Raw genomic sequence first — 21,215 nt, 5'->3', positions numbered from 1 at the left:
TTTTTCTCCGCTTCCGTTCACAAAGCACTTGACAATCACCAAGCTGCATTGTATTATTGTATCATTCATTTAGAACAATGATACTAAAGGAGGTCATTTCATGTTGCTCAAGGTAGAAAGCCTTACAAAGGATTATGTGACCCGTTTCGGCGGGCGCGCGGTGCATGCGCTGCGCGGCGTTGATTTCGCGGTCGGACAGGGAGAATACGTCGCGGTCATGGGCGAAAGCGGCAGTGGGAAAACCACCCTTTTGACCCTGCTCGCCGCGCTCGAACGGCCGACAGACGGCCGTATCCTGCTGGACGGCACCGATATGGCATCCATTCCGGGACGCGCGCTCGCCGCGTTTCGCCGGGACAGGCTCGGCTTTATCTTTCAAGACTGCAACCTGCTCGACACCCTCTCGCTGCGGGAAAACATCCTGTTCCCGCTCGTACTGGCGGGCAAACAGGAACAGGAAATGAAAAACCGCCTTGCCCTGCTCACTGAGCGCCTCGGCATCTCCAGCCTGCTCGATAAATATCCCTACGAGGTCTCAGGCGGCGAACGGCAGCGGGCGGCGGCGGCCCGCGCGCTCATCACCCGTCCGATGCTGCTGCTCGCGGACGAGCCGACCGGCGCGCTCGATTCCGGCTCGGCTTCCCAGCTGCTCGGCCTGCTCGACGCCTACAACCAGAATGACGGGCAGACCATCGTCATGGTCACACACAGCCTGGACGCGGCCAGCCACGCCTCCCGCGTGCTGTTCATCCGTGACGGGCAGATCGCGGACGAGATCTCACGCGGCGAACTGTCCCGCGAGGCGTTTTATCCCCGTCTCGCGGGCCGCCTGACCGCGCTGCGGCAAGGAGGCGAACGCCTTGCGTAATCTGCTGCTGCCCCGCCTCGCGCTGCGCGGGCTATATGGGAACCGTCGCCTATATCTGCCTTTTGTTCTTGCCACCTCGTTTATGACAATGGTCTATTTTATCATCGCGGCGTTTGTCTGGAATGATTCGTTTGGTCAAAACATCCCGGATGGAGACAACATCCGTATTCTAATGGGCGTTGGCTACTATCTGATGCCCATTGTGGTCGTACCGTTCTTGGTATACGTATACAGCTATCTGCTCAAAGGGCGCAGTCGTGAGCTGGCGCTTTATACCGTGCTGGGGCTGGAGCGCCGCCACATCGCCGGCGTGCTGCTGATCGAAAACCTGATCTGCTTTTCTCTGTGCCTGCTGCTTGGCGTCGGCGCGGGCGCGGTCCTTTGCCCGCTCGTGATAGACGGCCTGCTCGCCGCGCTCCATGTGCGGGTCGATATCGCGTGGGCGCTGTCAGCCGCGCCTATCGCGGCGACCGTCAAGGTGCTCGCCGCCGCGTTTCTCATTTTGCTGCTGCTCGGCGTGTGGCGTGTCCTGCGCACGCAGCCTGCGTCCCTGCTGCACGGGCAGCAGCAAGGGGAAAAACCGCTGCGTGCCAAACCGCTTCTCGCGTTGCTGGGTGTCCTATGTCTGGCCGGCGGTTACTCCATCGCACTCACCACCAATGTGCGGACATTCACTGTGCACGGCTTTTTCCTGGCTCTGCTGCTCGTCATCCTCGGCACCTACGGAGTATTCACCGCGGGCAGCGCACAGATCCTTGGCAGGCTGCGGAAAGGCGGACGGTTTTATGCCGACCCCTCCCGCTTCATCATCGTTTCCGGCCTCCAGCACCGCATGCGGAAAAACGCGGCCGGGCTCACCAACATCTGCCTGTTCAGTTCTGCGTCGCTGTTTACGCTTTGCTGCTCGATGTGCGTGCTGCTTGGGCAGGGCGACGCGGCCGCGATGCTTGGCAAAGCCCTTGCCGAGGGGCAGATCGGCCTGAACACCGCAAACCTGACCATGCAGGAGCTGATCATGGAGTTCACGACGCTCGCGTTTCTGGGCGTGTTCTTTGTGCTGGTCTTTCTGGCCTGCACCGCGCTCGTGCTCCATTATAAGCAGCTCGCCGAGGGCATGGAGGACGCCGGCAGGTTCGGCATCCTGCGTGCGGTCGGCCTTTCTGACGAGATGAGCGCGTCGACCGCAAAAAAACAGCTTCGCGCGGTCTTCCTGCTTCCGCTCGGCACAGCGCTCGTGCATATCGCGTTCGCCGCCCCCATTCTGGGCACCTTTATGAACGTGCTGGCCATCACTGACCAGGCTGTGCTGTTTTCCGGCATCGCGCTGTCCATGCTGGTCTTCTGCGCCGTCTACGCCGCCTGCTATCTGCTGACCTCGCGCGCCTATCTGCGCACGATCGCATAAGAAAAGCCCCGTCCGGTCGGACGGGGCTTCTGTTTGCGCTTCTTTACTTGAGGACGACTTCGCCGCCCAGACCGGTGTGCGCGGTGATGTACTCGCGGCCCATCTTGGCGTACTCGAACGGATTGGCCTTTGCCGGGTCCTGCTCGGCCTCGACCATGATCCAGCCGGAATAACCGGCCTTGTCCAGCAGGTCAAAGACCTTATCGAACTCGACGCAGCCGTCCGGGTCGCCCGGTACGGTGAACGCGCCGTTGCGGACAGCCTTCAGGAAGGACCAGTCCTCGGCCTTGACCTTCTCAACGATCGGCATGCGCATATTCTTCAGGTGCACATGGCCGACACGGTCGGCGAATTTCTCCAGCATCGCGACCGGATCTTCGCCCGCAAAGGTGAAGTGGCCGGTATCAAAGCACAGGAATACGTACTTGGGATCGGTGTTCTCCATCAGGCGGATGGTTTCCTCCACCGTCTGGCAGACCGTACCCATATGATGATGGAAGCAGGTGCGGATGCCATACTTCTCCATCGACAGCTTGCCCAGCTTGTTCATGCCATCGCAGAAGCGGTCCCACTCGGCGTCGGTCAGCACGCGCTTATCCTTGAGGATACGCTTGTCATCCATGCCCTGAATCGAACCCGACTGCTCGGAAACGTTGATGGCGGTCGCGCCGACATAGGACAGGTATTCCAGTTCCTTAATAAATTCGGCTTCCACTTCCTCGTACGGCTTGTCGACCAGGAACGAGGAAAACCACTTGGACGCGATCGTCATATTGCGCACGTCGAGCATGTGCTTGAGTACTTCTTTGTCCTCCGGGTACTTATGGCCGACCTCGCAGCCGTCAAAGCCCGCGAGCTTCATCTCGGAAACGCACTGCTGGAACGTGTTTTCATCGCCCAGGTCCCACATATCGTCGTTCGACCAGCCGATCGGGCAGATGCCCAGCCTTACCTTCTTCGGATCTAACATAATGATACCTCCATTTTCTTCTCTCTCACGCCGCTCCGGCGCTGCTTCATTGGCTAGTTCTATTGTAGCGAAACGCTATGCAAAAGTCAAACGCATTTTTGCCGCGCAAACCGCCTACGAGAAAGCCTTTCTTCCCTTTTTCGCCGCCCTGTGCTACAATAAACAAAAACGTCCGCGCGGCGCGGCGGAAAAGGGGGATGGCACGGCGTGAAAGACAGCAGACGCGGTTTTACCGTGGTCGAAATGGTCGTAGTAATCGTAATCATCGGCCTGCTGGTTGCGGTCGCTATCCCGGTCGTTTCAAACCAGCTTGAAAAGGTGCAGGCAAACGCGTGTGCGGGCGACCGCGAGGCCGCGAGGAATCTGGTCGCGGCGGCCATCCAGCTCGATGACAGCTTTTTGGGGTCTCTATATGACGGCGAACCGTGGGACACGGTGGCGGGGCAGCTCCGCGGCGCCGGCGCGTACCTGACCGACATCTCCTGTCCATCGGGCGGTACGTTTTCCATTGAGAAAGGTGATCATTCCGTTTCCGTTGTTTGCAGCAAGCATACCGGCGGCGGCGATATTGATATTGAAACGCCCAGTCAAGGCTTGCTCAAAGACTTTATCTCCTATCTCGAAGCGCATCAAGGCCAGCCAAACAGCGACAATAGTTCGATGCGCGGCAAATTCTTTGAAGAGAACGGCAACAAATGGCCTACCATGACGATCGACGGCGGAGACGGCACCGTTTACCAATATGAACCGTTTTTCCAAACCAACACCAGAGACCCGCAGAACACTTGGCTGTTTGCCCGTGTGGGCGATGGCACCAATCTGCTGAACTCATGGTATGTCCCCTTGGTATACGATCCAATTGACGACGTTTGGTATCAGCGGGTGCGGGCAAACGGTACGCCGGACAACTATTCCATCACCAGCTTTGCCAACACCCAGTCGCTGCACGACGAGGTCTCGACCAGCCGCCTTTGGAAAGCGGTACGAGTGACCTATTTAAAGTAGAAAAAACCGAGCGGCTGTCGCCGCTCGGTTTTGTTTTTCAAATCCGCGCCACACCTGAATCGCGCGCCGCCTGCGCGACTGCGTGCGCCACCGCGTCGATCACCGCCTTGTCGAACGCCATAGGCATGATGTATTCCGGGCTCAACTCCGCGTCCGATACGCAGGCCGCGATCGCCTTCGCCGCCGCGAGCTTCATTTCCTCGTTGATGTCGCTCGCGCGCACGTCCAGCGCGCCGCGGAAAATGCCCGGGAACGCCAGCACGTTGTTGATCTGGTTGGGGTAGTCCGACCGCCCTGTGCCAACGACCGCCGCACCGCCCTTTTTGGCATCCTCCGGCCAGATCTCGGGCACCGGGTTTGCCATGGCGAACACCATCGGGTTTTCAGCCATGGTAGATACCATTTCACCGGTGAGCACCTGCGGGGCAGACATGCCGAAAAATACATCCGCGCCCTTGACCGCATCGGCCAGCGTGCCGGTCAAGTGTCCCCGGTTGGTCCTTCTGGCCATTTCCTCCTGCGCGGGGTTCAGGCGCTCGTCGCCCTCGCATACGATGCCGAACCGCTCGACCATTGTGATATCCTTTACGCCGAGGAACATCAAAAACTTTGTGACCGCGATCGCCGCAGCGCCGCAGCCGTTTACCACCATCTTGATTTCATCGACCTTGCGGCCGGTCAGGCGGCAGGCGTTTAAAAGCGCCGCGCCGCAGCAGACGGCAGTGCCGTGCTGGTCGTCGTGGAATACCGGGATATCGCAGACCTCTTTGAGCCGCTTTTCGATCTCAAAGCAGCGCGGCGCGGAGATGTCCTCCAGATTGATGCCGCCGAACGAACCCGAAATCAACTCGACCGTGCGCACGATCTCGTCCACATCCTTACTTTTGACGCAGAGCGGGAACGCGTCCACGTCGGCAAAAGCCTTGAAGAGCGCGCACTTGCCTTCCATGACCGGCATGCCGGCCTCCGGGCCGATATCGCCCAAGCCGAGCACAGCGGTGCCGTCCGTAATGACCGCGACCAGATTGTGGCGGCGGGTATAGGTGTAGCTCAGCGAGGGGTCGTCCTTGATTTTAAGGCAGGGCTCGGCCACGCCGGGCGTATAGGCGACCGAAAGGTCGTCCTTTGAATTCACTTCGCATCGGGCGACGACTTCGATCTTGCCGCCCCACGCTTCATGGGCTTTGAGCGCGCGTTCTTTGAGATCCATTCTTTCTCCTCCATATCGGCACATATTTCTCTTATTTCATTGTACATCAAAAGCCGCCGCTTGCAAAGCGGCAGATTCCACAGAGATTCACCCTTCGAGCTCGCGTTTGCGCATTAGCCGGGGCAGCAATACCGCAAAGCCGATAAAAGATACGATGGCGGCGGCCGCGTCGGAAAGCGGCTCGGCGTAAAACAACGCCTCGACCGAAAAAAACGCGGGCAGGAGGAGCACCCCCACCATGAACACGATCTTGCGAAACATGGAAAAACACAGGCCCCATTTGACCAGCCCCATACCAGTCAGCCCATCGACGAACGGATATTGGATGCATAGGCCGCAGATCCCCAGCGTATAGGTTCGGATCATCCACGCCGACAGTTCGATATAGTCCGGATCGCTCGTAAAAATCTGTGCAAACTGTCCGGGCACAAAGCGGGCGAGCAGGAACATCAGCCCGGTGAACGCCAGACACAGCAGCATAATGCGCTTTTCCGCAGACAGGACGCGCTCTGTTCGCCCCGCGCCGTAATTATAGCCCAAAATGGCCTGTGTCCCCGCCGTGATGCCGCCAAGCGGCATGGTGACGATCAGCATAAAGCTCTGCAGGATGGCCGCGCAGGCAATCAGGCTGTCGCTTCGCACGCCGCCGTGCTTTTGCAGCATGATATTGACCGCGATCAGCATGACGTTATCCAGCGCAATGATGAGCGCAGGCGACAGGCCGACCTGCAAAATGCGCCGCGTCCAACCGGGCGACCATTCCCGCGGCCTGATGCCGACCAGCGCCCGCTTCCCAAACAGAAAGCGCAGCGTATAAAGGCTGGAGCAAAGCTGGGAAAGCACGGTCGCAAGCGCCGCTCCGCGAACGCCCATACGAAGCCCGAAAATCAGCACGGGATCCAGGATGATATTGGCCGCCGCCCCCAGCATGACCGACCGCATGGCGACGCCCGCAAAGCCCTGGCTCATGATGATCTGGTTCAGCCCCGAAGAAAGCAGCGCGAACACCGTTCCCACGATGTAAATGGAGAAATACGCGCCCGCATAGGGGTAGGTTGCCTCGCTCGCGCCAAACGCAAACAGGATCGGCCGCCGCAATGCAAACACCGGCACGGTCACCAGCGCGGACAGCGCGAGCAGCAGCCAAAAGCTCGACGAAACGACCTGCCGCGCCCCATCCATGTCGCGCCGCCCCATGCGGATGCTCATGAGCGGCCCGCCGCCGAAGCCGACCCACGCGCCGAACGCGGTGATCATCGCCACGACCGGGCCGCACACACCCACGCCCGCCAGCGCCATTTCGCCCACGCCCGCGATATGGCCGACATAAATGCGGTCGATCACGCTGTACAGGATATTGACGAATTGCGCCAGCATGGCGGGAATGGCGAGCTGCAGCACCAGCTTGCCGACCGGAGCGGTGCCGAGCACGCTTTCCTGCTCGTCCAACGGCCTCCCTCCCCTTTCTCATTTTAATCTCATCTCATTATACTGGGACGATGGGGTTTCGTAAAGCATAAAAAAGAGGAACGCCAAAGCGTTCCTCTTTTGCTGTTTTTCGATTACTTGCGCGCAACAGCCTTCTTGACGGCGGCGACGATGTCGTTCGCGGTCAGGTTGTACTCCTCGCGCAGGAAGTTTTCCGGGCCGACCTGGCCGAAGCGATCCAGCACGCCGACCATCTCCATCGGAACCGGGCAGTTCTTGGCGACGCAGTTTGCAACTACGCTGCCGAGGCCGCAGCCGACCTGATGGTTTTCAGCGGTGACGATGCAGCCGCAGTCCGCGGCGCACTTCTTGACCAGCTCTTCGTCGAGCGGCTTCCAGGTGAACATATCGACGACCTTAGCCGAAATGCCCTCAGCTTTCAAAGCCTCCTCGGCTTTCAGAGCCTCGTCCACCATGATGCCGGACGCGATGATGGCAACGTCCTTGCCCTCGCGCAGCGTAACGCCCTTGCCGATCTCGAAATCGGAGCCGTCCTCGTAAACGGTGGTGAAGCCCTTGCGGATGAGGCGGGTGTAGGAGAACTTGCCGGAATCAGCCAGCTTCTTGGTCAGGCAGTTGAGCATGGCGTAATCGGTCGGGTCGATAACGACCGCGCCCGGAACGGACAGGTAAAGTGCCATGTCCTCGAACGGCATATGCGTGCCGCCGTTGAACGCCGCGCAAACGCCCGGGTCAGAGCCGATGATATGTACCGGCAGCTCCGCGTAAGCGGCGGACATGAACGCCTGGTCGAACGAACGGCGCGAAGCAAACGGGCCGAACGAGTGCATGAACACAGTCTTGCCAGTCGCGCACAGGCCGGCGGAAACGCCCATGGCGTTGGCTTCCGCGATGCCCGCGTTAAAAACGTTGTTCGGGAACTCCTTGGCGAGCTTGCCGGTGTTGCTGCAGCCTTCGAGGTCGCAGTCGATATGGACAACGGGCTTGCCCGCAGACATCATATCATGCAGCGCGGTCACATAAGCGTCGCGCATCGCACGGGAATCTTTCTCGTGCTTACCAATCAAAGTGAAACTCATTATGCATTCCCTCCCTTACTGTGCCTTGACAGCGGCATAAGCCGCCTCAGAGGCCTTGATCGCTTCTTCCCACTGCTCGGGAGTCGGCTGCGAAGAGTGCGCGCCCGAGGGCTCCGCAAAGGTCGCGCCCTTGCCCTTGACGGTGTTCAGAACGATGCAGGTGGGTTTGCCGGTGTTGGCGTAAGCGGCCTGAACGGCGTCGTAGATCTGCTCCACGTCGTTGCCGTCCTTGACGTCGATCACGTTCCAGCCGAACGCGTCGAACTTGGCGCCAATGCCCTTGCCGTGGCTCATGATGTCTTCGCAGGCACCGTCGAGCTGGCGTTTGTTATAGTCCACAAAACAAATCAGGTGGTCAAGCTTATAGTGCGCAGCGAACTGCACGCCTTCCCAGACCTGGCCCTCGTCGGCCTCGCCGTCGCCGATGAAGAGGAACGTGTGGTTGTCGCGTCCGTCGATCTTGTTGCCGAGCGCAGCGCCGACAGCCGTGGATACGCCCTGGCCGAGCGAGCCGGTCGTCAGGTCGACACCCGGGGTCTTCAGACGGTCGGTGTGGGACGGGAAGTTGGTGTGGGGCTTATTGAGGGTATACGCCTGCTCGAGGGGATAAAAGCCCTTGAGGCCGAGGGTGGCGTACATGGCCGGGCCGGCATGTCCCTTGGACATGACGCACCAGTCGCGGTCTTCCCAGCGGGGGTTCTTCGGATCGACCTTCATGACGTCTCCGTAGAGCACCGCCAGAGCGTCCGCAACCGACATCGAGCCACCAACGTGGCCGAAGCCCAGCGAGCCGATCGTCTTGAGCGTTTCAAGACGGATCTGCGCTGCAAAAACGCGAAGCTCCTGCATTTTTTCTGCTTTCTGCATTGCATACACCTGCCTAATTCATATAATTTTCTCTCCGCGGAATGGTTCCGGAATCCGGCGCATAATAAATCGCCGTTTTCATTTACAAGTGTATCACCTGACCTGCCGGATTTCAATAAGTATTCGTGGATTTGTGCACAAAAATTTCGCGCGCTCTTTTGGTTTACACGGGATTTTACACAAAAAGACTTGTGTAAAAACTTGAAAATTGTTTGTTATGTCTTGGTAGCATTTTCGTGGCATTCTGGTAAAATTGACCCGGTCGCCGGGTCAATATACCGGCCGAGCGCAGCGGGGTCGCGCAGTTCCACCGCCCGGTAAGACAGTTTCAGCCAGCCGTGCTTCTCCAGCCCATGCAGCGCGCGTGTTACCGTTACGCGGTTTAGACCGGTCAGCTCGGCCAGCTCCTGATGCGTGCAGGATATCACGGGCGCGCCGCTTCCCGCAAACGCGCCCAACTGCAGCAGCGCGTTTGCCACCCGCTTGCCCGCGTCCAAAAACACCATGCCGCTGATACGGATGGTCAGCATGCGGATAGAATAACCCATCAGGTCAAAGACCTCGGTCACGAGTCCCGCGTCAGCCGCCACATACGGGCGCAGGCGTTCATAATCAATGGCGAGTATTTCCAACTTCGTTTCCGCCAGCGCCGAAGTCAGCCGCGGCACGCGTCCAAAATAGGACGCCTGCCCGAACAGCTTGCCCGGCCCCAGCACCTCAAGCGTCACCTGTCTGCCATCCTCCGCCAGCAGAAACGAACGGAGCTGCCCGGCTTCTATCATATAAAACGCCTCGGGCTCGTCTCCCTGAAAGTGCACCATTTGCCCTTTGGCAAAGCAGCGCCGCTCGCCCGCCTGCCGGAACACGCTGTAAAGCGTGGTGTCCCGGCCGACGCTTTGCCCGAACGCAAAAGCCGCCCTCCTTTGCATAGCACAATCCCCTTTCCACCGTTTTGTCTATTGTAGCACAGCCGCGCCAATTTGCACAGAAAACCCGGGCGTTCTTTTGGCTTTTTTTGTAGCGCACGCTACAATTCTTGTCGATTGCAGGCAGTATACTGAAAGCATCAAAGGGCTGTGCCAATTTTTGATACACAAAGGAGGAAACATCTATGAATTATCCCATCACCACCAAGACCGACTTTTCCCGCGCCGAAATGGCCGCCAAAATTGACCATTCCATGCTCGTCCCCTACACCACCGAGGCGGAAATAGACCAGTTCCTGCATGAGGTTCGGGACAACGGCTTCAAAGTTGCCTGCGTCAACAACTGCTACACCAAAAAAGCCGCTGAGTTTTTCCGCGGCACCGATATCAAGGTCGCCACGGTCGTCGCGTTCCCCTTTGGCGCGCTCGAGCCCGCTTCCAAGGCCGCCGAGGTCGAACGCTCGATTGCGCTCGGCGCGGGTACCATTGACATCGTGTCCAATATCGGCGCGATCAAGTCGCACGACTGGGCGCTGCTGCGCGAGGACTACGCTGCCTGCGCCGCAGCCGCGCACGGACACGGCATCACCATCAAGGCCATTCTGGAATGCTGCTACCTGACCGACGCGGAAAAAATCCGCGCCTGCGAAATCGCAATGGAAACCGGCATGGACTATGTAAAGACCAGCACCGGTTTCGGAACCGGCGCGGCAATCCTGGGCGACGTCAAGCTAATGAAGGATGTAGTCGGCGAGAAGCTGGGCGTCAAGGCCGCCGGCCCGATTGCGGATTATCAGACCGCACGCGCCATGCTGATGATCGGCGCCGATCGGCTGGGCTCTCGCCGCGGCATGGATATTCTGCGCGGCTGTCCGGACAGCTTGTCATGAAGGAGGGATCGCGATGCCCCCTCTTAAACGAAGTTTTATCCGTTTCCCGACCCGTGTGGAATTTGGCGCGGGTATGCTTGCACAACTTGGCGGGATCGCGCGGCCGTTTGGAAAACGCGCGTATGTGATTTTCGATCCCTTTTTTGAGGGCAGCCAGACCGCCGCGCGCGCATTGTCCTTTCTGCACGAAGCAGGAGTGGAAACCATTGAAAATTACAATACGCGACCCAATCCCCGCGCTGCTGATATGGATGAAAAAGCCGCGGAATGTGTGCAAAACGGCTGTGACCTTGTGATTGCGCTCGGCGGCGGCAGCGCGATCGACATTGGCAAAGCGGTCGCCATGGTCGCGACCAACGGACGATCAAGCTGGAATTACGCGGCGCTGGAAACGCATCCCTATGAGGAAATCACCGAGCCGCCGCTGCCGCTGATCGCGGTGCCGACCACCTCAGGCACAGGTTCCGAAGCGACAATTTATTCGGTCGTCACCAACCCGGATTTACAGCGGAAATGCTCGATCCGCAGTTTCTTGCTCTATCCCGCCGTCGCGCTCATCGATCCGGAACTTATGACCGGCATCCCACAGCAACTCACCGCTATGACCGGCATCGACACATTTGCACACGCCTATGAATCCTATACCAACATCAAATCCACCTATTTTTCCCGCATGATCGCGCTCGAAAGCATGCGCCTGTTCGCGGAAAACATTGAAACCTGCTGTTTCCACGGAGACAACGTCGAAGCGCGCGGCGCGATGGCATATGCCGCTCTGCTCGGCGGCATGGCAATCGCTCACTGTCCATGCACGATCGGCCACGTGCTCGGCCAATGCTTGTCCGGCTGGACGGACGCGCCGCACGGCGGTAGCTTGGCCACCTGTACCGCGCCCATCATCCGCTGGACACTGCCGGAGGGTCTCCCGCAGCTCGCTGCTGTCGCGCGTGTATTCGACCGCGCCCTTCCTGAGGACGACCGCGCCGCGGCACACGCTCTTCCCGACCTGCTGAACCGGTTGTTTGAACGCATTCTGGGCGGGCGGGTCACCATGCGAACCTATGGCCTGACCGAGGCGCAGCAGGAGCCTTTCTCCGCTTTCATTTATGAGAATTATCAGGGCGACATGGGAAATTATGTGAAAGTACCCACGTTAAACGATATCCGTTTTCTGGTTCGCCAATGCTGCGGCTAACCGCCTGCAAGTTCCAGAAATTTACCATCAATGACGCTAAACCTGCACAGTAAGAAATAAAATTTTGCCCATGAGTTAACCACCGTTTTATTCTGATAAAATCCCGCGGTCCCGATACCGCGACCTGAAATAGCAGTTTTATCTCGTTTTTCCTCACTCATTTCAGCGTTTTCCAGCCAGTAGACAATCCAAAGAATATTTGATAAACTATGTCTTGTATCAAAAACAGATTGGTAACGCGACAAGATGGGGGATATAGGAAGATGAAAGTCAGCCGGCTCAATTCAATCGAACAATATGTGATCTCCCGCGAGACCGTCAGTATTGACGAGCTCTGCGAGGTGTTTGGCGTCTCCAAAAACACGATCCGCCGCGACCTGAACGAGCTGGAAATGCGCGGCCATATCACCAAAGTTTACGGCGGCGTGACTGCCACCGTGCCGGGCGGCGCCGTGCCCACGCCCATCCGTTCCGGACTCAACATGGCCGATAAATCGCTCATCGGGCGGCTGGCCGCCGAGGAGATCGCGGACGGCGACACCATTTTCATCGATTCTGGCACGACGACGCTGTGCCTTTTGCGCTATTTGGTCGCCAAAAAGCATATCACCATCATCACCCATTCGCTCGGCGCGATGAGTGAGGCGGCAAAATATGAAAACCTGAACCTGATCTCACTCGGCGGTATTTACAGCCCGACGACCGATTCCTTTGTCGGCCTGTCTACCATTGAGGCGCTCGCGGCCATGCGCATCACCAAGGCGTTCATGGGCGCGACCGGTGTATCGCTGACCGCCGGCATGACCAATACGACCTTTCTCGAAGCCGAGATCAAGCGCGCGGTCGTCCAGCGGGCCGACCATATCTACTTAATGGCCGATTCCTCAAAGCTGAACCGCGAGGCCATCGTCACTTTCTGCCACCTGAAAGACCTGACCGGCTTTATCACCGACCGCGAACCGCCTGCGGAATACCTTGACCTGTGCAAACGGGAAAACGTGCAGATCCGCTTTGAATGACCTCTCAGGGCGTCCCATTGGGGACGCCCTTTTCTTGACTTTTCCGCGCCTCCCTCCTATACTGAAAGTACTTCCTAAGGAAAGGCGGCGGCGAGATGCGTCTCTGCATTGTGAAAGCTCCATGCAAGGTCTGACAAGCGGACGGCACCGCATGGAGCGAAACTTCTGAACATCCGTCCGGCAAGGACTTTGCATGCTTTTTATGATCTTTCCGGTTTTATCCGGCATTAGGCATCAAATAAAAGGAGCAAAGTCACCATGCAATCGAAAAACAAGCCCTTTGCCGGGCTTCATACCTTTTTAATCCTTTGGAGCACGCAATCTTTCTCCGAGCTCGGCAGCGCCATGACCACGTTCGCGCTGATCGTCTGGTCTTATCAGCAGCACGGCTCTGCGCTCGTCACCGCGCTGCTCTCGGTGTGCACCTATGCGCCCTATGTGCTGCTTTCCATCTTCGCGGGCGCGCTCAGTGACCGCTGGGACAAACAGCGCACCATGCTCGTCTGCGACACGCTGGCCGCGCTCGGTACCTTGGCCACTTTTGCGCTGCTGCACGCCGGCATGCTCGAGATTTGGCACTTGTACGTGCTCAACGCTCTGAACGGGCTGATGAACACTTTTCAGCAGCCCGCGTCCGATGTAGCGGTCAGCCTGCTCGCGCCCAAGGCGCAATATCAGCGGGTCGGCGGCCTGCGGTCGCTCTCGAGCTCGCTCATCACGATCCTGTCCCCCGCGCTCGCGTCCGCGCTGCTCGGGCTGTTTGGCATCGAAGCCGTGTTCCTGTTCGATCTGCTGACGTTTGCAGCCGCGTTCCTGACGCTGGCGTTGCGCATCCGTATCCCGCGCCCGCCGGTACGGGAGGACGGGCAGGAGCGCCTGCTTGCCGCGGTGCGCAGCGGCCTGCGCTTCCTGCGGCAGCACCGCGGCGTACTCGACCTGATCCTGTTTCTGGCCGCTATCAACCTGACCGCGTCGGTCTATAACGCTGCGCTGCCCGCCATGCTGCTCTCCCGCCCGGGCGGCGGGGAAACCGTTTTTGGGCTGGTCAATATGTGCACGGGCGTCGCGAACGTTGTGGGCAGCGTGCTCGTTTCGCTCGCCCCCGCGCCCAAAAGCCGCGTGCGGGTCATCTGCAATTCGCTGCTCTTCGCCATGTCCACCGAAAACCTGCTGCTTGCGCTTGGGCGCGGCGCGCCGGTGTGGTGCCTCGGCGCGGTGCTCGGCTGGCTGTGCATCCCGCTTATGAACGCCAATATGGACGTACTTCTGCGCTCGCACATCCCGGTCGAAATGCAAGGGCGCGTTTACGCGGCGCGAAATGCGCTGCAGTTTTTCACCATCCCGGTCGGCTATCTGCTGGGGGGCTTTCTGGTCGACAGGGTATTCGAGCCGTTTATGTCCGCGCAGGGCCTGAACAGTTTCTTCGTGAGCCTGCTTGGTTCAGGTAAAGGCACCGGGGCGGCGCTGCTGTTTCTGGCGCTCTCTGTTGAGGGCGTACTCACCTGCCTGCTCTTCCGCAAAGACCCCCATTTGTGGGCACTCGAAAACAGAAAATCGTAGCAAAAAGCCCGCCGCAGATGCGGCGGGCTTTGCCTTGCCTCTTACACGGCGCCGCTCCCCTTGCGGTAAGCCGACGGCGACGCGCCGTACACCGCGCGGAACCGCTTGATAAAGTAGCTGAAATTGTCGAAACCGACGTTGAAGCCGACCTCCATCACCGGCAGGTCGGTCTCGCGCAGCAGGCGCGCGGCCTGCTCGATGCGAAGCGAATTGATGTGCTGGGTCAGCGTTTTCCCGAAATTGTCCTTAAAAAAAGTGCAGAAATACTGGGGCGACAACCCAAACCTTGCTGCGACCTCGGGCAGCGGCAGCGGCTCGGCGAAATGCTCGCTCAAATAGCCCACGATCTCCTTGAGCTGCCGTGCTTTATAGTCCGAGGCCGGCCGGTCGAGCTCGCGGAGCAGGCCGTGTTCAGCGCACACGGCAACCACGCCCAGAAGCGCCGCCTTGACCGCAAGCTGGTAGCCGGGCGACCTGTTCAAACACGCGCGCATGATCTGCGCCAGCAGCGCGCGCACCTCGTCCTGCCCCGCTTCGCCGCGCCGCAGGCAGGTCGCAAATTGCAGCCGCCCCTCGGCGAGCGGCGCAAGCAGCTCGCTCTGCACTTGGTCGCCGCGTGCAAATTCCAAGAAATCGGCTGCAAACACAAACGAATGGAACTGGTTTGCGCGCCCTGCCGCGCGAATCTCGTGCAGCTGCTCGCCCGCGCAGAAAAACACGTCCCCCCGCGCGCCTTCATACACATGATCGGCGATCGTCACCGACACCTGCCCCGCGTCCACCGTGATGATCTCCAGCTCAGGGTGCCAATGATAGGGGATGAAATCGCTGTCCTGCGCCTCGCTGCCGTCCAGCGCCGGATAAATCTGGAAAGGAAAGCCCAGTGTGCCGTGCTCCCGCTTCTCCCGCCGCGCCGCGTCCATGCCCTCTCCCCTTTCCTGAAAATCGTGTTATTGTTTGTGAAGATATTGCAAGCGTTTCAGCATCCTTATGATATAATTATAGTCGCAGACAGCCAGTTAGGCAAGTACGGATTCTTTCAAAAACCGTATTTTTGTTGTATCATATGCCGCATTTTGGCAATACGTTTTTGTGGAGATTGCCAAAGCCATCCATGGTATAATAAAGCTGTGCACCACCGGCGGCGTTCCGCCGGCAAGATATTTCAAAATTTTTATTCGGAGGGAAAACGCATGTACATTGATAAGCAAGTCAAGCGCGGATACAACGAATATATCCGTCTGGACGAGGGCATCGGCAAGGACGCCATGATGGACGTCGCGCTGCTCGTCATGGAGAGCGGCGACACCTACGCGATCGAAGAGGCCGAGAAGGAAGTCGCGGTCCTGGTGTTCGACGGCAAATGCACGCTCAAATGGGAAGGCCAGTCCTACGACGTCGACCGTCCGAACCCGTTCGACTATAACCCGTCCTGCCTGCATGTGTGCAAGGGCGTCAAGATCGAGATCGTGGCGAACGGCGAGGCCAACATCTTCGTCCAGAAGACCATGAACGACAAGACGTTCGCCTCCAAGATGTATACGCCCGAGGATACCGACACCTGGTCCCGCGGCAACAAGGGCGAACTGATGGGCTGCATCAAGCGCGACGTGCGCACCTGCTTCGACCTGGACAACGCCCCCTACTCCAACATGGTGCTGGGCGAAGTCGTCATGCTGCCGGGCAAGTGGTCCTCCTATCCGCCGCACCACCATCCGCAGCCCGAGGTCTATTTCTACCGCTATGACAAGCCGCAGGGCTTCGGCGCCGGCTGGGGCAACGATGAGATCTACGAGACCCACCACAACGGCCTCGCTATCATCACGGACAAGATGCACGCGCAGGCCGCGGCGCCGGGCTATGCCTGCTGCTACGCCTGGGGCATCCGCCACCTGCCGGGCGACCCGTGGGACAAGACTCGTATCGACGATAAGGAGCACGAGTGGATGGTCGCCGAGGATGCCAACGACCACATCTGGCACTGCCCGACCGGCAACTGATCGAGTTTCATTAAGAGAGAGGAGAACATTCACATGAAGCATATGGAAACCGTCCGCCTGACCGCGTCTCAGGCTCTCGTCCGCTTCCTGGAAAACCAGTATGTCAGCTACATCGACATGGATGGCAAGGAAGTGGAGCACAAATTCGTCAAGGGCATCTTCATGCTGCCCGGCCACGGCAACGTCGTCGGCTTCTGCAACGGCGTTGAGCAGGAACTGAAGGACATGATCGTCTACCAGGGCAAAAACGAGCAGGGCATGGCCCTTGCGGCCGTCGGCTACGCCAAGCAGAAGCGCCGCAAGGAAATCTTCGCCTGCACCTCGTCCGTCGGCCCCGGCGCGTGCAACATGGTCACCGCCGCCGCGACCGCGACCGCGAACAACATCCCCGTGCTCATCCTGCCGGGCGACATTTACGCCTCCCGCCAGCCCGACCCGGTTCTCCAGCAGATGGAGCAGCCGCAGAACCTGTCCATCTCGGCGCACGACGCGTTCCAGGCCGTCACCAAGTACTGGGGCCGCATCAACCGCCCCGAGCAGGTCATGACCGATATGATCTCCGCCATGCGCGTGCTGACCGACACGGCCAACACCGGCGCGGTCGCCATCTCGCTGCCGCAGGACGTGCAGGCCGAAGCCTATGATTACCCGGTCGACTTCTTTAAGAAGCGCGTATGGCGCATCGACCGTCGCCCGGCAACCAACTATGCGGTCGAAAAGGCTGTTGAGGCCATCAAAAACGCCAAGAAGCCGCTTCTGATCTGCGGCGGCGGTGTACGCTACGCCGAGGCGCATAAGGTATTCAAGAAGTTCGCTGAGGACTTCGGCATTGCCTTTGGCGAGACGCAGGCGGGCAAATCCGCGATCGAGTGGACGCACGAGCTGAATCTCGGCGGTCTGGGCACCACCGGCGGCATCGCCGCGAACAAGCTGGCACACGAGGCCGACGTGGTTATCGGCGTGGGCACCCGCTACACCGACTTTACCACCGCATCCAAGTGGCTGTACCGCACGGACGCCAAGTTCGTCAACATCAACCCCTCCGAATTCCAGGCCTATAAGATGGACGCGATTCCGGTCGTGGCCGACGCTAACGAGGCGCTGACCGCCATCGGCGAGGAGCTCAAAAAACTCGGCTACCACACCGACGCCGCTTACGCTGAGTCGGTGCAGGCGTACCGCAAGGAATGGTTTGCCGAGATCGAGCGTCTGGACGGGGTCGTCTATACGGGCAAGGATTCGTTTACGCCTGAGATCAACGACGCCAACCGCGAATGTGTCGAGAAGTACGTCGCGGATACCGGCTGCAAGCTGTGCCAGACCACGGTGCTCGGCGCGATCAACCACATGATCGACGACGACGCGATCGTCTGCGCTGCCGCCGGCTCGCTGCCGGGCGACATGCAGGGCCTGTGGCGCGCGTCCAAGCCCAACACCTATCACATGGAATACGGCTACTCCTGCATGGGCTATGAGGTCGCTTCCGCATTGGGCGCCAAGCTTGCTTGCCCGGATAAGGAAGTCTACGCGATGTGCGGCGACGGCTCGTTCGACATGCTGCACTCCGAGCTGATCACCTCCGTCCAGATCGGCAAGAAGATCAACGTCATGCTGTTCGACAACGCCTCCTATGGCTGCATCAACAACCTGCAGGTCGGCCAGGGCAACGCCTCGATCACGACCGAGAAGAACATGCTCGAGCCGGGCGTGACCAACGGCATCCACAAGGGCAAGGTCATGCAGATCGACTACGCAGCCATCGGCGCGGCTTACGGCTGCAAGACCTACCATGTCGAGACCATCGAGGAGCTCAAGGCTGCGATCGAGGATTCCAAGAAGCAGACCGTTTCCACGCTGATCGACATGAAGGTGCTGCCCAAGACCATGTCCGCCGGTTATGAGAACTGGTGGCGTGTCGGCGTGGCCGAGGTTTCGACCAAGCCCGAGGTGCAGGCCGCCCGCAAGGCGATCGAGGATCACTTGTACGAAGCCCGCCACTATTGATATCCTTTCCCCAGAATACCAAAGCGCGCCGGTTTTCCGGCGCGCTTTTTTGTGCTATACTGGACACGACAGGAGGGATATTGTATGGAAAATCTCGCTGAATGCCTGGAGGGGCTGTACTGTCCCAAACCGCAGCAGGCGTATCGGTATTTCCAGCAGGCGCTTGCCGTCAGCCGGGAATCGAATGCAGTTTTTCCGTTTCTCCCACAGTTTTTTCGAATGGCGGAGGATGCAAACTCCTATATTCGCACACGCGGCCTGCTGCTAATCATTGCCAACGCAAAATGGGACGAAATCGGCCAGATCGACGATGCACTGGACTCCCTGCTGAAACACATTCTGGATGCAAAGCCCATCACATCGCGGCAATTTATCCAAGCGCTGCCCGAACTGGCCGCGGCCAAGCCCGCGCTTGCCGGTAAGGTCTGCCGCGCACTCCGACAGGCGGATGTTTCCCGTTATCCGGACAGCATGGCGCCGCTCGTTTTGAAAGACATTCGGAACACCCTGCAAGCAATTGAAAACGCGGACGCTTAAGCGTCCGCGTTTTGATTCACAGCATTTGCAGCAGCTCGATCTGCTCGCCGGATGGGCCAGTGAAGAACCAGTTTTGCAGGCCGCCGAACGTATCGGGCAGCACTTTCTTTTCAGGCTCCAGAAAAGTATCCACACCCGCCTCGCGGATGGCCGCTGCTGCGGCGTCCAGATCATCGACGTACACTGCAAAATGCGGGATGTTCCCTTCGCCCATCGGCACGGATGTCGGCGATTCGATCAGCTCGATCAAAAATCCGCCGAACTCGACAAGCGCCAACTTTTTCTCGCCGTCCGGCGTCTGTACACCGTCCCGTTTAAACAGTGCACCGCCAAGTTTCTCATAAAACGCGATGCTGTTTTCCATATCGTCCGTATGGACCGCGATATGCCCCAGGCCCTGATAATGATTCATAGGTTTGTCCCTCCCCGTTTTTTCCATTATAGCACGGCGCGCAAAAAGGGCGCAATGGCTAAATAGCCTTTGCGCCCTTTTCTTTTATTCCGTCACGGTATCCGAAACTGATTGTTGGTTTTGAAGATGACGCTGGTACGTCGTCGTATCGCTCTTGCCAAAGCCCAGAGGCGAGAAGATGATGTAAGCCACCACCATGACGAGCAGCGTGACCGTGGCCCAGATCTTTCCATGTTTCCATGGCGTCAGATCGACAGCGCCGACATCCTTGATCTCGAAGTCCTCCGCGCGCGGATTCCGCTTAACAATCACCCACATCAGGAGCATGTCAAACACGAACAGGATTGCGGTAAAATACAGATAGTGGATATTGTGAAGCGCCGGAATGACGTTGCGCAGGCCAAACTGCAGGCTAAAGTACAGCACAACGTGCACTGGAATAACAATTTTTGCCGCAATCGCCGGCACTTTCTTCCAGAAGAAGCCGCAGATCAGGCACACAAAAATCGGTGTGTTGAACGCTGCAAACATCGAGTTTACGAATGTGGTGATACCGCCCATGTACAGCATGAATGGCGACATGATCGTCGCCACGATCGCGAGCACCGTGCCGAATTTCTGACCCACCTTGACCATGTGCGCGTCAGACGCGGTCGGGTTGAACACGGGCCGATGGATATCGAGCGCGTAGATGGTAGACGCGGAATTCAGCACCGAGTTGAACGAAGAGAGGATCGCGCCGAACATGACGGCCGCGAAAAAGCCCAGCACCGGCTTGGGCATGACCTCGGAGACCAGCATCGGGTAAGCCGAGTCGCCGTTGCCCCAGGCCTGCCCCTGATATGCCAGCGAGCAGATAACGCCGGGCACAACGATAATGAGCGGGGTCATGATCTTCAGGAAGCCCGCAAACACCGCGCCTTTCTGCGCCTCTTTCAGGTTCTTCGCGCCAAAGGTACGCTGGATGATCGACTGGTTGGTCGCCCAGTAATACATGTTGTTGACCAACAGGCCGGTCAGCAGCAGCGGCCACGGAAGCCACGGTTCAGGGGAAGACGGCTCGTTAATCGCGTTGAGCATGGCCGGGTCGACATGCAGGAACTTATCAAAGCCGTCGAGGAAACTGCCGTCTCCGCCGAGCTGGCCGCTCAGGAACATCAGGCCGAACACCGGCACGAGCAGTCCGCCCACGATCAGGCCGAGGCCGTTGATCGAGTCGGACAGCGCGATAGCCTTAAGGCCGCCGAAGATTGCATAGATCGAGCCGACGATCGCGGTCGCCACACACACAATGGCGATAGCGGCAAAATAGGAAACACCAAGCATTTTGTCCAGCCCGAAAATGTTGACGAACACCTGCGCGCCCGCATATAAGATGTTGGGCAGCATGATGACAACATAACTCAGCAGCACAATGATCGAAACCAGACGGCGCGTGCCTGCATCATAACGCTGCTCAAAAAACTGCGGTACGGTTGTAAGGCCAGTCTTTAGGTACTTGGGCATCAGCACGAACGCCAGAATGACCAGCGCGATCGCCGAGGTGACCTCCCAGCCCATGGTGCTCATGCCGACGCGGACGGCCTGTCCGTTATTGCCGACGAGCTGCTCGGCGGATAGGTTGGTCATCAGAAGCGATCCTGCAATGACCGGGCCGGTCAGGCCTCGACCCGCCAGATAGTAACCGTCCTGCGTGTCCAGATTGTCGCCGCGGGTCTTCCACCAGGAAATCACCGCAACGAGCACCGTAAAAGCTACAAAGCTGATGACGGTGAACGACAACGAATTCACGAAACTCATGTTTTTACCCCTTTTTTCT

Annotated in this window: 21 protein-coding genes; 11 read left to right on the top strand and 10 right to left on the bottom strand. The window is 58.8% G+C overall.

Features of this window, described 5'->3' with window-relative positions; translation table 11 throughout:
- Positions 1–100: 100 nt before the first annotated feature.
- A complete protein-coding gene (locus tag SO058_RS06520) occupies positions 101–868 on the top strand; it encodes an ABC transporter ATP-binding protein (protein ID WP_320842182.1) in 768 nt (255 codons plus the stop codon).
- Complete coding sequence (locus SO058_RS06515) at positions 861–2,273, top strand: FtsX-like permease family protein (protein WP_320842181.1); 1,413 nt, start codon at positions 861–863, stop codon at positions 2,271–2,273. The genes SO058_RS06520 and SO058_RS06515 overlap by 8 nt, the downstream gene beginning before the upstream one ends.
- A gap of 43 nt (positions 2,274–2,316) precedes the next feature.
- Here SO058_RS06515 and iolE read toward each other — a convergent pair whose 3' ends face one another.
- Positions 2,317–3,243, bottom strand: coding sequence for a myo-inosose-2 dehydratase (gene iolE, locus SO058_RS06510; protein ID WP_320842180.1), 927 nt, complete (start codon positions 3,241–3,243; stop codon positions 2,317–2,319).
- A 1-nt stretch (position 3,244) separates the two neighbouring features.
- On the opposite strand from iolE, the gene SO058_RS06505 reads away from it, so the two are divergent.
- Together SO058_RS06505 and SO058_RS06500 are read left to right on the top strand one after the other, a co-directional pair.
- Positions 3,245–3,454 carry a hypothetical protein gene (locus SO058_RS06505; RefSeq protein ID WP_320842179.1) on the top strand — a complete coding sequence of 70 codons (210 nt, stop codon included), beginning with the start codon at positions 3,245–3,247 and terminating at the stop codon, positions 3,452–3,454.
- A complete protein-coding gene (locus SO058_RS06500; RefSeq protein WP_320842178.1) occupies positions 3,451–4,248 on the top strand; it encodes a prepilin-type N-terminal cleavage/methylation domain-containing protein in 798 nt (265 codons plus the stop codon). The genes SO058_RS06505 and SO058_RS06500 overlap by 4 nt, the downstream gene beginning before the upstream one ends.
- A gap of 37 nt (positions 4,249–4,285) precedes the next feature.
- On the opposite strand, the gene SO058_RS06495 is transcribed toward SO058_RS06500, so the two are convergent.
- From SO058_RS06495 to SO058_RS06475, 5 genes are all read right to left on the bottom strand, one after another.
- Positions 4,286–5,458 carry an NAD(P)-dependent malic enzyme gene (locus tag SO058_RS06495; RefSeq protein WP_320842177.1) on the bottom strand — a complete coding sequence of 391 codons (1,173 nt, stop codon included), beginning with the start codon at positions 5,456–5,458 and terminating at the stop codon, positions 4,286–4,288.
- Positions 5,459–5,545: 87 nt separating this feature from the next.
- Positions 5,546–6,907, bottom strand: coding sequence for an MATE family efflux transporter (locus tag SO058_RS06490; RefSeq protein ID WP_320842176.1), 1,362 nt, complete (start codon positions 6,905–6,907; stop codon positions 5,546–5,548).
- Between the two features lie 113 nt (positions 6,908–7,020).
- Positions 7,021–7,986: a transketolase family protein gene (locus SO058_RS06485; RefSeq protein WP_320842175.1), complete on the bottom strand. Its 966-nt coding sequence runs from the start codon at positions 7,984–7,986 to the stop codon at positions 7,021–7,023.
- A 15-nt stretch (positions 7,987–8,001) separates the two neighbouring features.
- Complete coding sequence (locus SO058_RS06480) at positions 8,002–8,853, bottom strand: transketolase (protein ID WP_320842174.1); 852 nt, start codon at positions 8,851–8,853, stop codon at positions 8,002–8,004.
- A 215-nt stretch (positions 8,854–9,068) separates the two neighbouring features.
- The gene (locus SO058_RS06475) at positions 9,069–9,782 is read right to left on the bottom strand and encodes a Crp/Fnr family transcriptional regulator (RefSeq protein WP_320842173.1); all 714 of its coding nucleotides are present in this window, start codon (positions 9,780–9,782) and stop codon (positions 9,069–9,071) included.
- Positions 9,783–9,964: 182 nt separating this feature from the next.
- On the opposite strand from SO058_RS06475, the gene deoC reads away from it, so the two are divergent.
- Positions 9,965–10,669, top strand: a complete 705-nt coding sequence (deoC, locus tag SO058_RS06470) for a deoxyribose-phosphate aldolase (RefSeq protein ID WP_320842172.1) — start codon at positions 9,965–9,967, stop codon at positions 10,667–10,669.
- A gap of 13 nt (positions 10,670–10,682) precedes the next feature.
- Positions 10,683–11,864, top strand: coding sequence for an iron-containing alcohol dehydrogenase (locus tag SO058_RS06465; protein ID WP_320842171.1), 1,182 nt, complete (start codon positions 10,683–10,685; stop codon positions 11,862–11,864).
- Here SO058_RS06465 and SO058_RS06460 read toward each other — a convergent pair.
- Positions 11,861–12,025 (bottom strand): hypothetical protein, encoded by a 165-nt coding sequence (locus tag SO058_RS06460; RefSeq protein WP_320842170.1) that lies wholly within the window; start codon positions 12,023–12,025, stop codon positions 11,861–11,863. The genes SO058_RS06465 and SO058_RS06460 overlap by 4 nt on opposite strands.
- Before the next feature lie 102 nt (positions 12,026–12,127).
- On the opposite strand from SO058_RS06460, the gene SO058_RS06455 reads away from it, so the two are divergent.
- Both SO058_RS06455 and SO058_RS06450 read left to right on the top strand, forming a co-directional pair.
- Positions 12,128–12,883: a DeoR/GlpR family DNA-binding transcription regulator gene (locus SO058_RS06455; RefSeq protein ID WP_320842169.1), complete on the top strand. Its 756-nt coding sequence runs from the start codon at positions 12,128–12,130 to the stop codon at positions 12,881–12,883.
- 258 nt (positions 12,884–13,141) lie between these two features.
- Positions 13,142–14,443, top strand: coding sequence for an MFS transporter (locus SO058_RS06450; RefSeq protein WP_320842168.1), 1,302 nt, complete (start codon positions 13,142–13,144; stop codon positions 14,441–14,443).
- Positions 14,444–14,484: 41 nt separating this feature from the next.
- On the opposite strand, the gene SO058_RS06445 is transcribed toward SO058_RS06450, so the two are convergent.
- Entirely contained in the window at positions 14,485–15,366 is an 882-nt protein-coding gene (locus tag SO058_RS06445) for an AraC family transcriptional regulator (protein WP_320842167.1), read from the bottom strand.
- Positions 15,367–15,636: 270 nt separating this feature from the next.
- Between SO058_RS06445 and SO058_RS06440 the strand changes: the two genes are divergently transcribed.
- The 3 genes from SO058_RS06440 (at position 15,637) to SO058_RS06430 (ending at position 18,984) form a co-directional block, all read left to right on the top strand.
- The gene (locus SO058_RS06440) at positions 15,637–16,443 is read left to right on the top strand and encodes a 5-deoxy-glucuronate isomerase (protein WP_320842166.1); all 807 of its coding nucleotides are present in this window, start codon (positions 15,637–15,639) and stop codon (positions 16,441–16,443) included.
- A gap of 42 nt (positions 16,444–16,485) precedes the next feature.
- Positions 16,486–18,447: a 3D-(3,5/4)-trihydroxycyclohexane-1,2-dione acylhydrolase (decyclizing) gene (gene iolD / locus SO058_RS06435; protein ID WP_320842259.1), complete on the top strand. Its 1,962-nt coding sequence runs from the start codon at positions 16,486–16,488 to the stop codon at positions 18,445–18,447.
- A gap of 84 nt (positions 18,448–18,531) precedes the next feature.
- Entirely contained in the window at positions 18,532–18,984 is a 453-nt protein-coding gene (locus tag SO058_RS06430; RefSeq protein ID WP_320842165.1) for a SufBD protein, read from the top strand.
- A 16-nt stretch (positions 18,985–19,000) separates the two neighbouring features.
- Here SO058_RS06430 and SO058_RS06425 read toward each other — a convergent pair whose 3' ends face one another.
- Together SO058_RS06425 and SO058_RS06420 are read right to left on the bottom strand one after the other, a co-directional pair.
- Positions 19,001–19,396 carry a VOC family protein gene (locus tag SO058_RS06425; protein WP_320842164.1) on the bottom strand — a complete coding sequence of 132 codons (396 nt, stop codon included), beginning with the start codon at positions 19,394–19,396 and terminating at the stop codon, positions 19,001–19,003.
- Positions 19,397–19,480: 84 nt separating this feature from the next.
- Entirely contained in the window at positions 19,481–21,196 is a 1,716-nt protein-coding gene (locus SO058_RS06420; RefSeq protein WP_320842163.1) for a solute:sodium symporter family transporter, read from the bottom strand.
- Between the last annotated feature and the right edge of the window lie 19 nt (positions 21,197–21,215).

It is taken from the genome of Agathobaculum sp. (assembly GCF_034098985.1).
In the GTDB taxonomy this organism is placed as follows: domain Bacteria; phylum Bacillota; class Clostridia; order Oscillospirales; family Butyricicoccaceae; genus Agathobaculum.
Note: the sequence above shows the minus strand (reverse complement) of the source record. Positions and strands in the feature narration are given on the sequence as shown.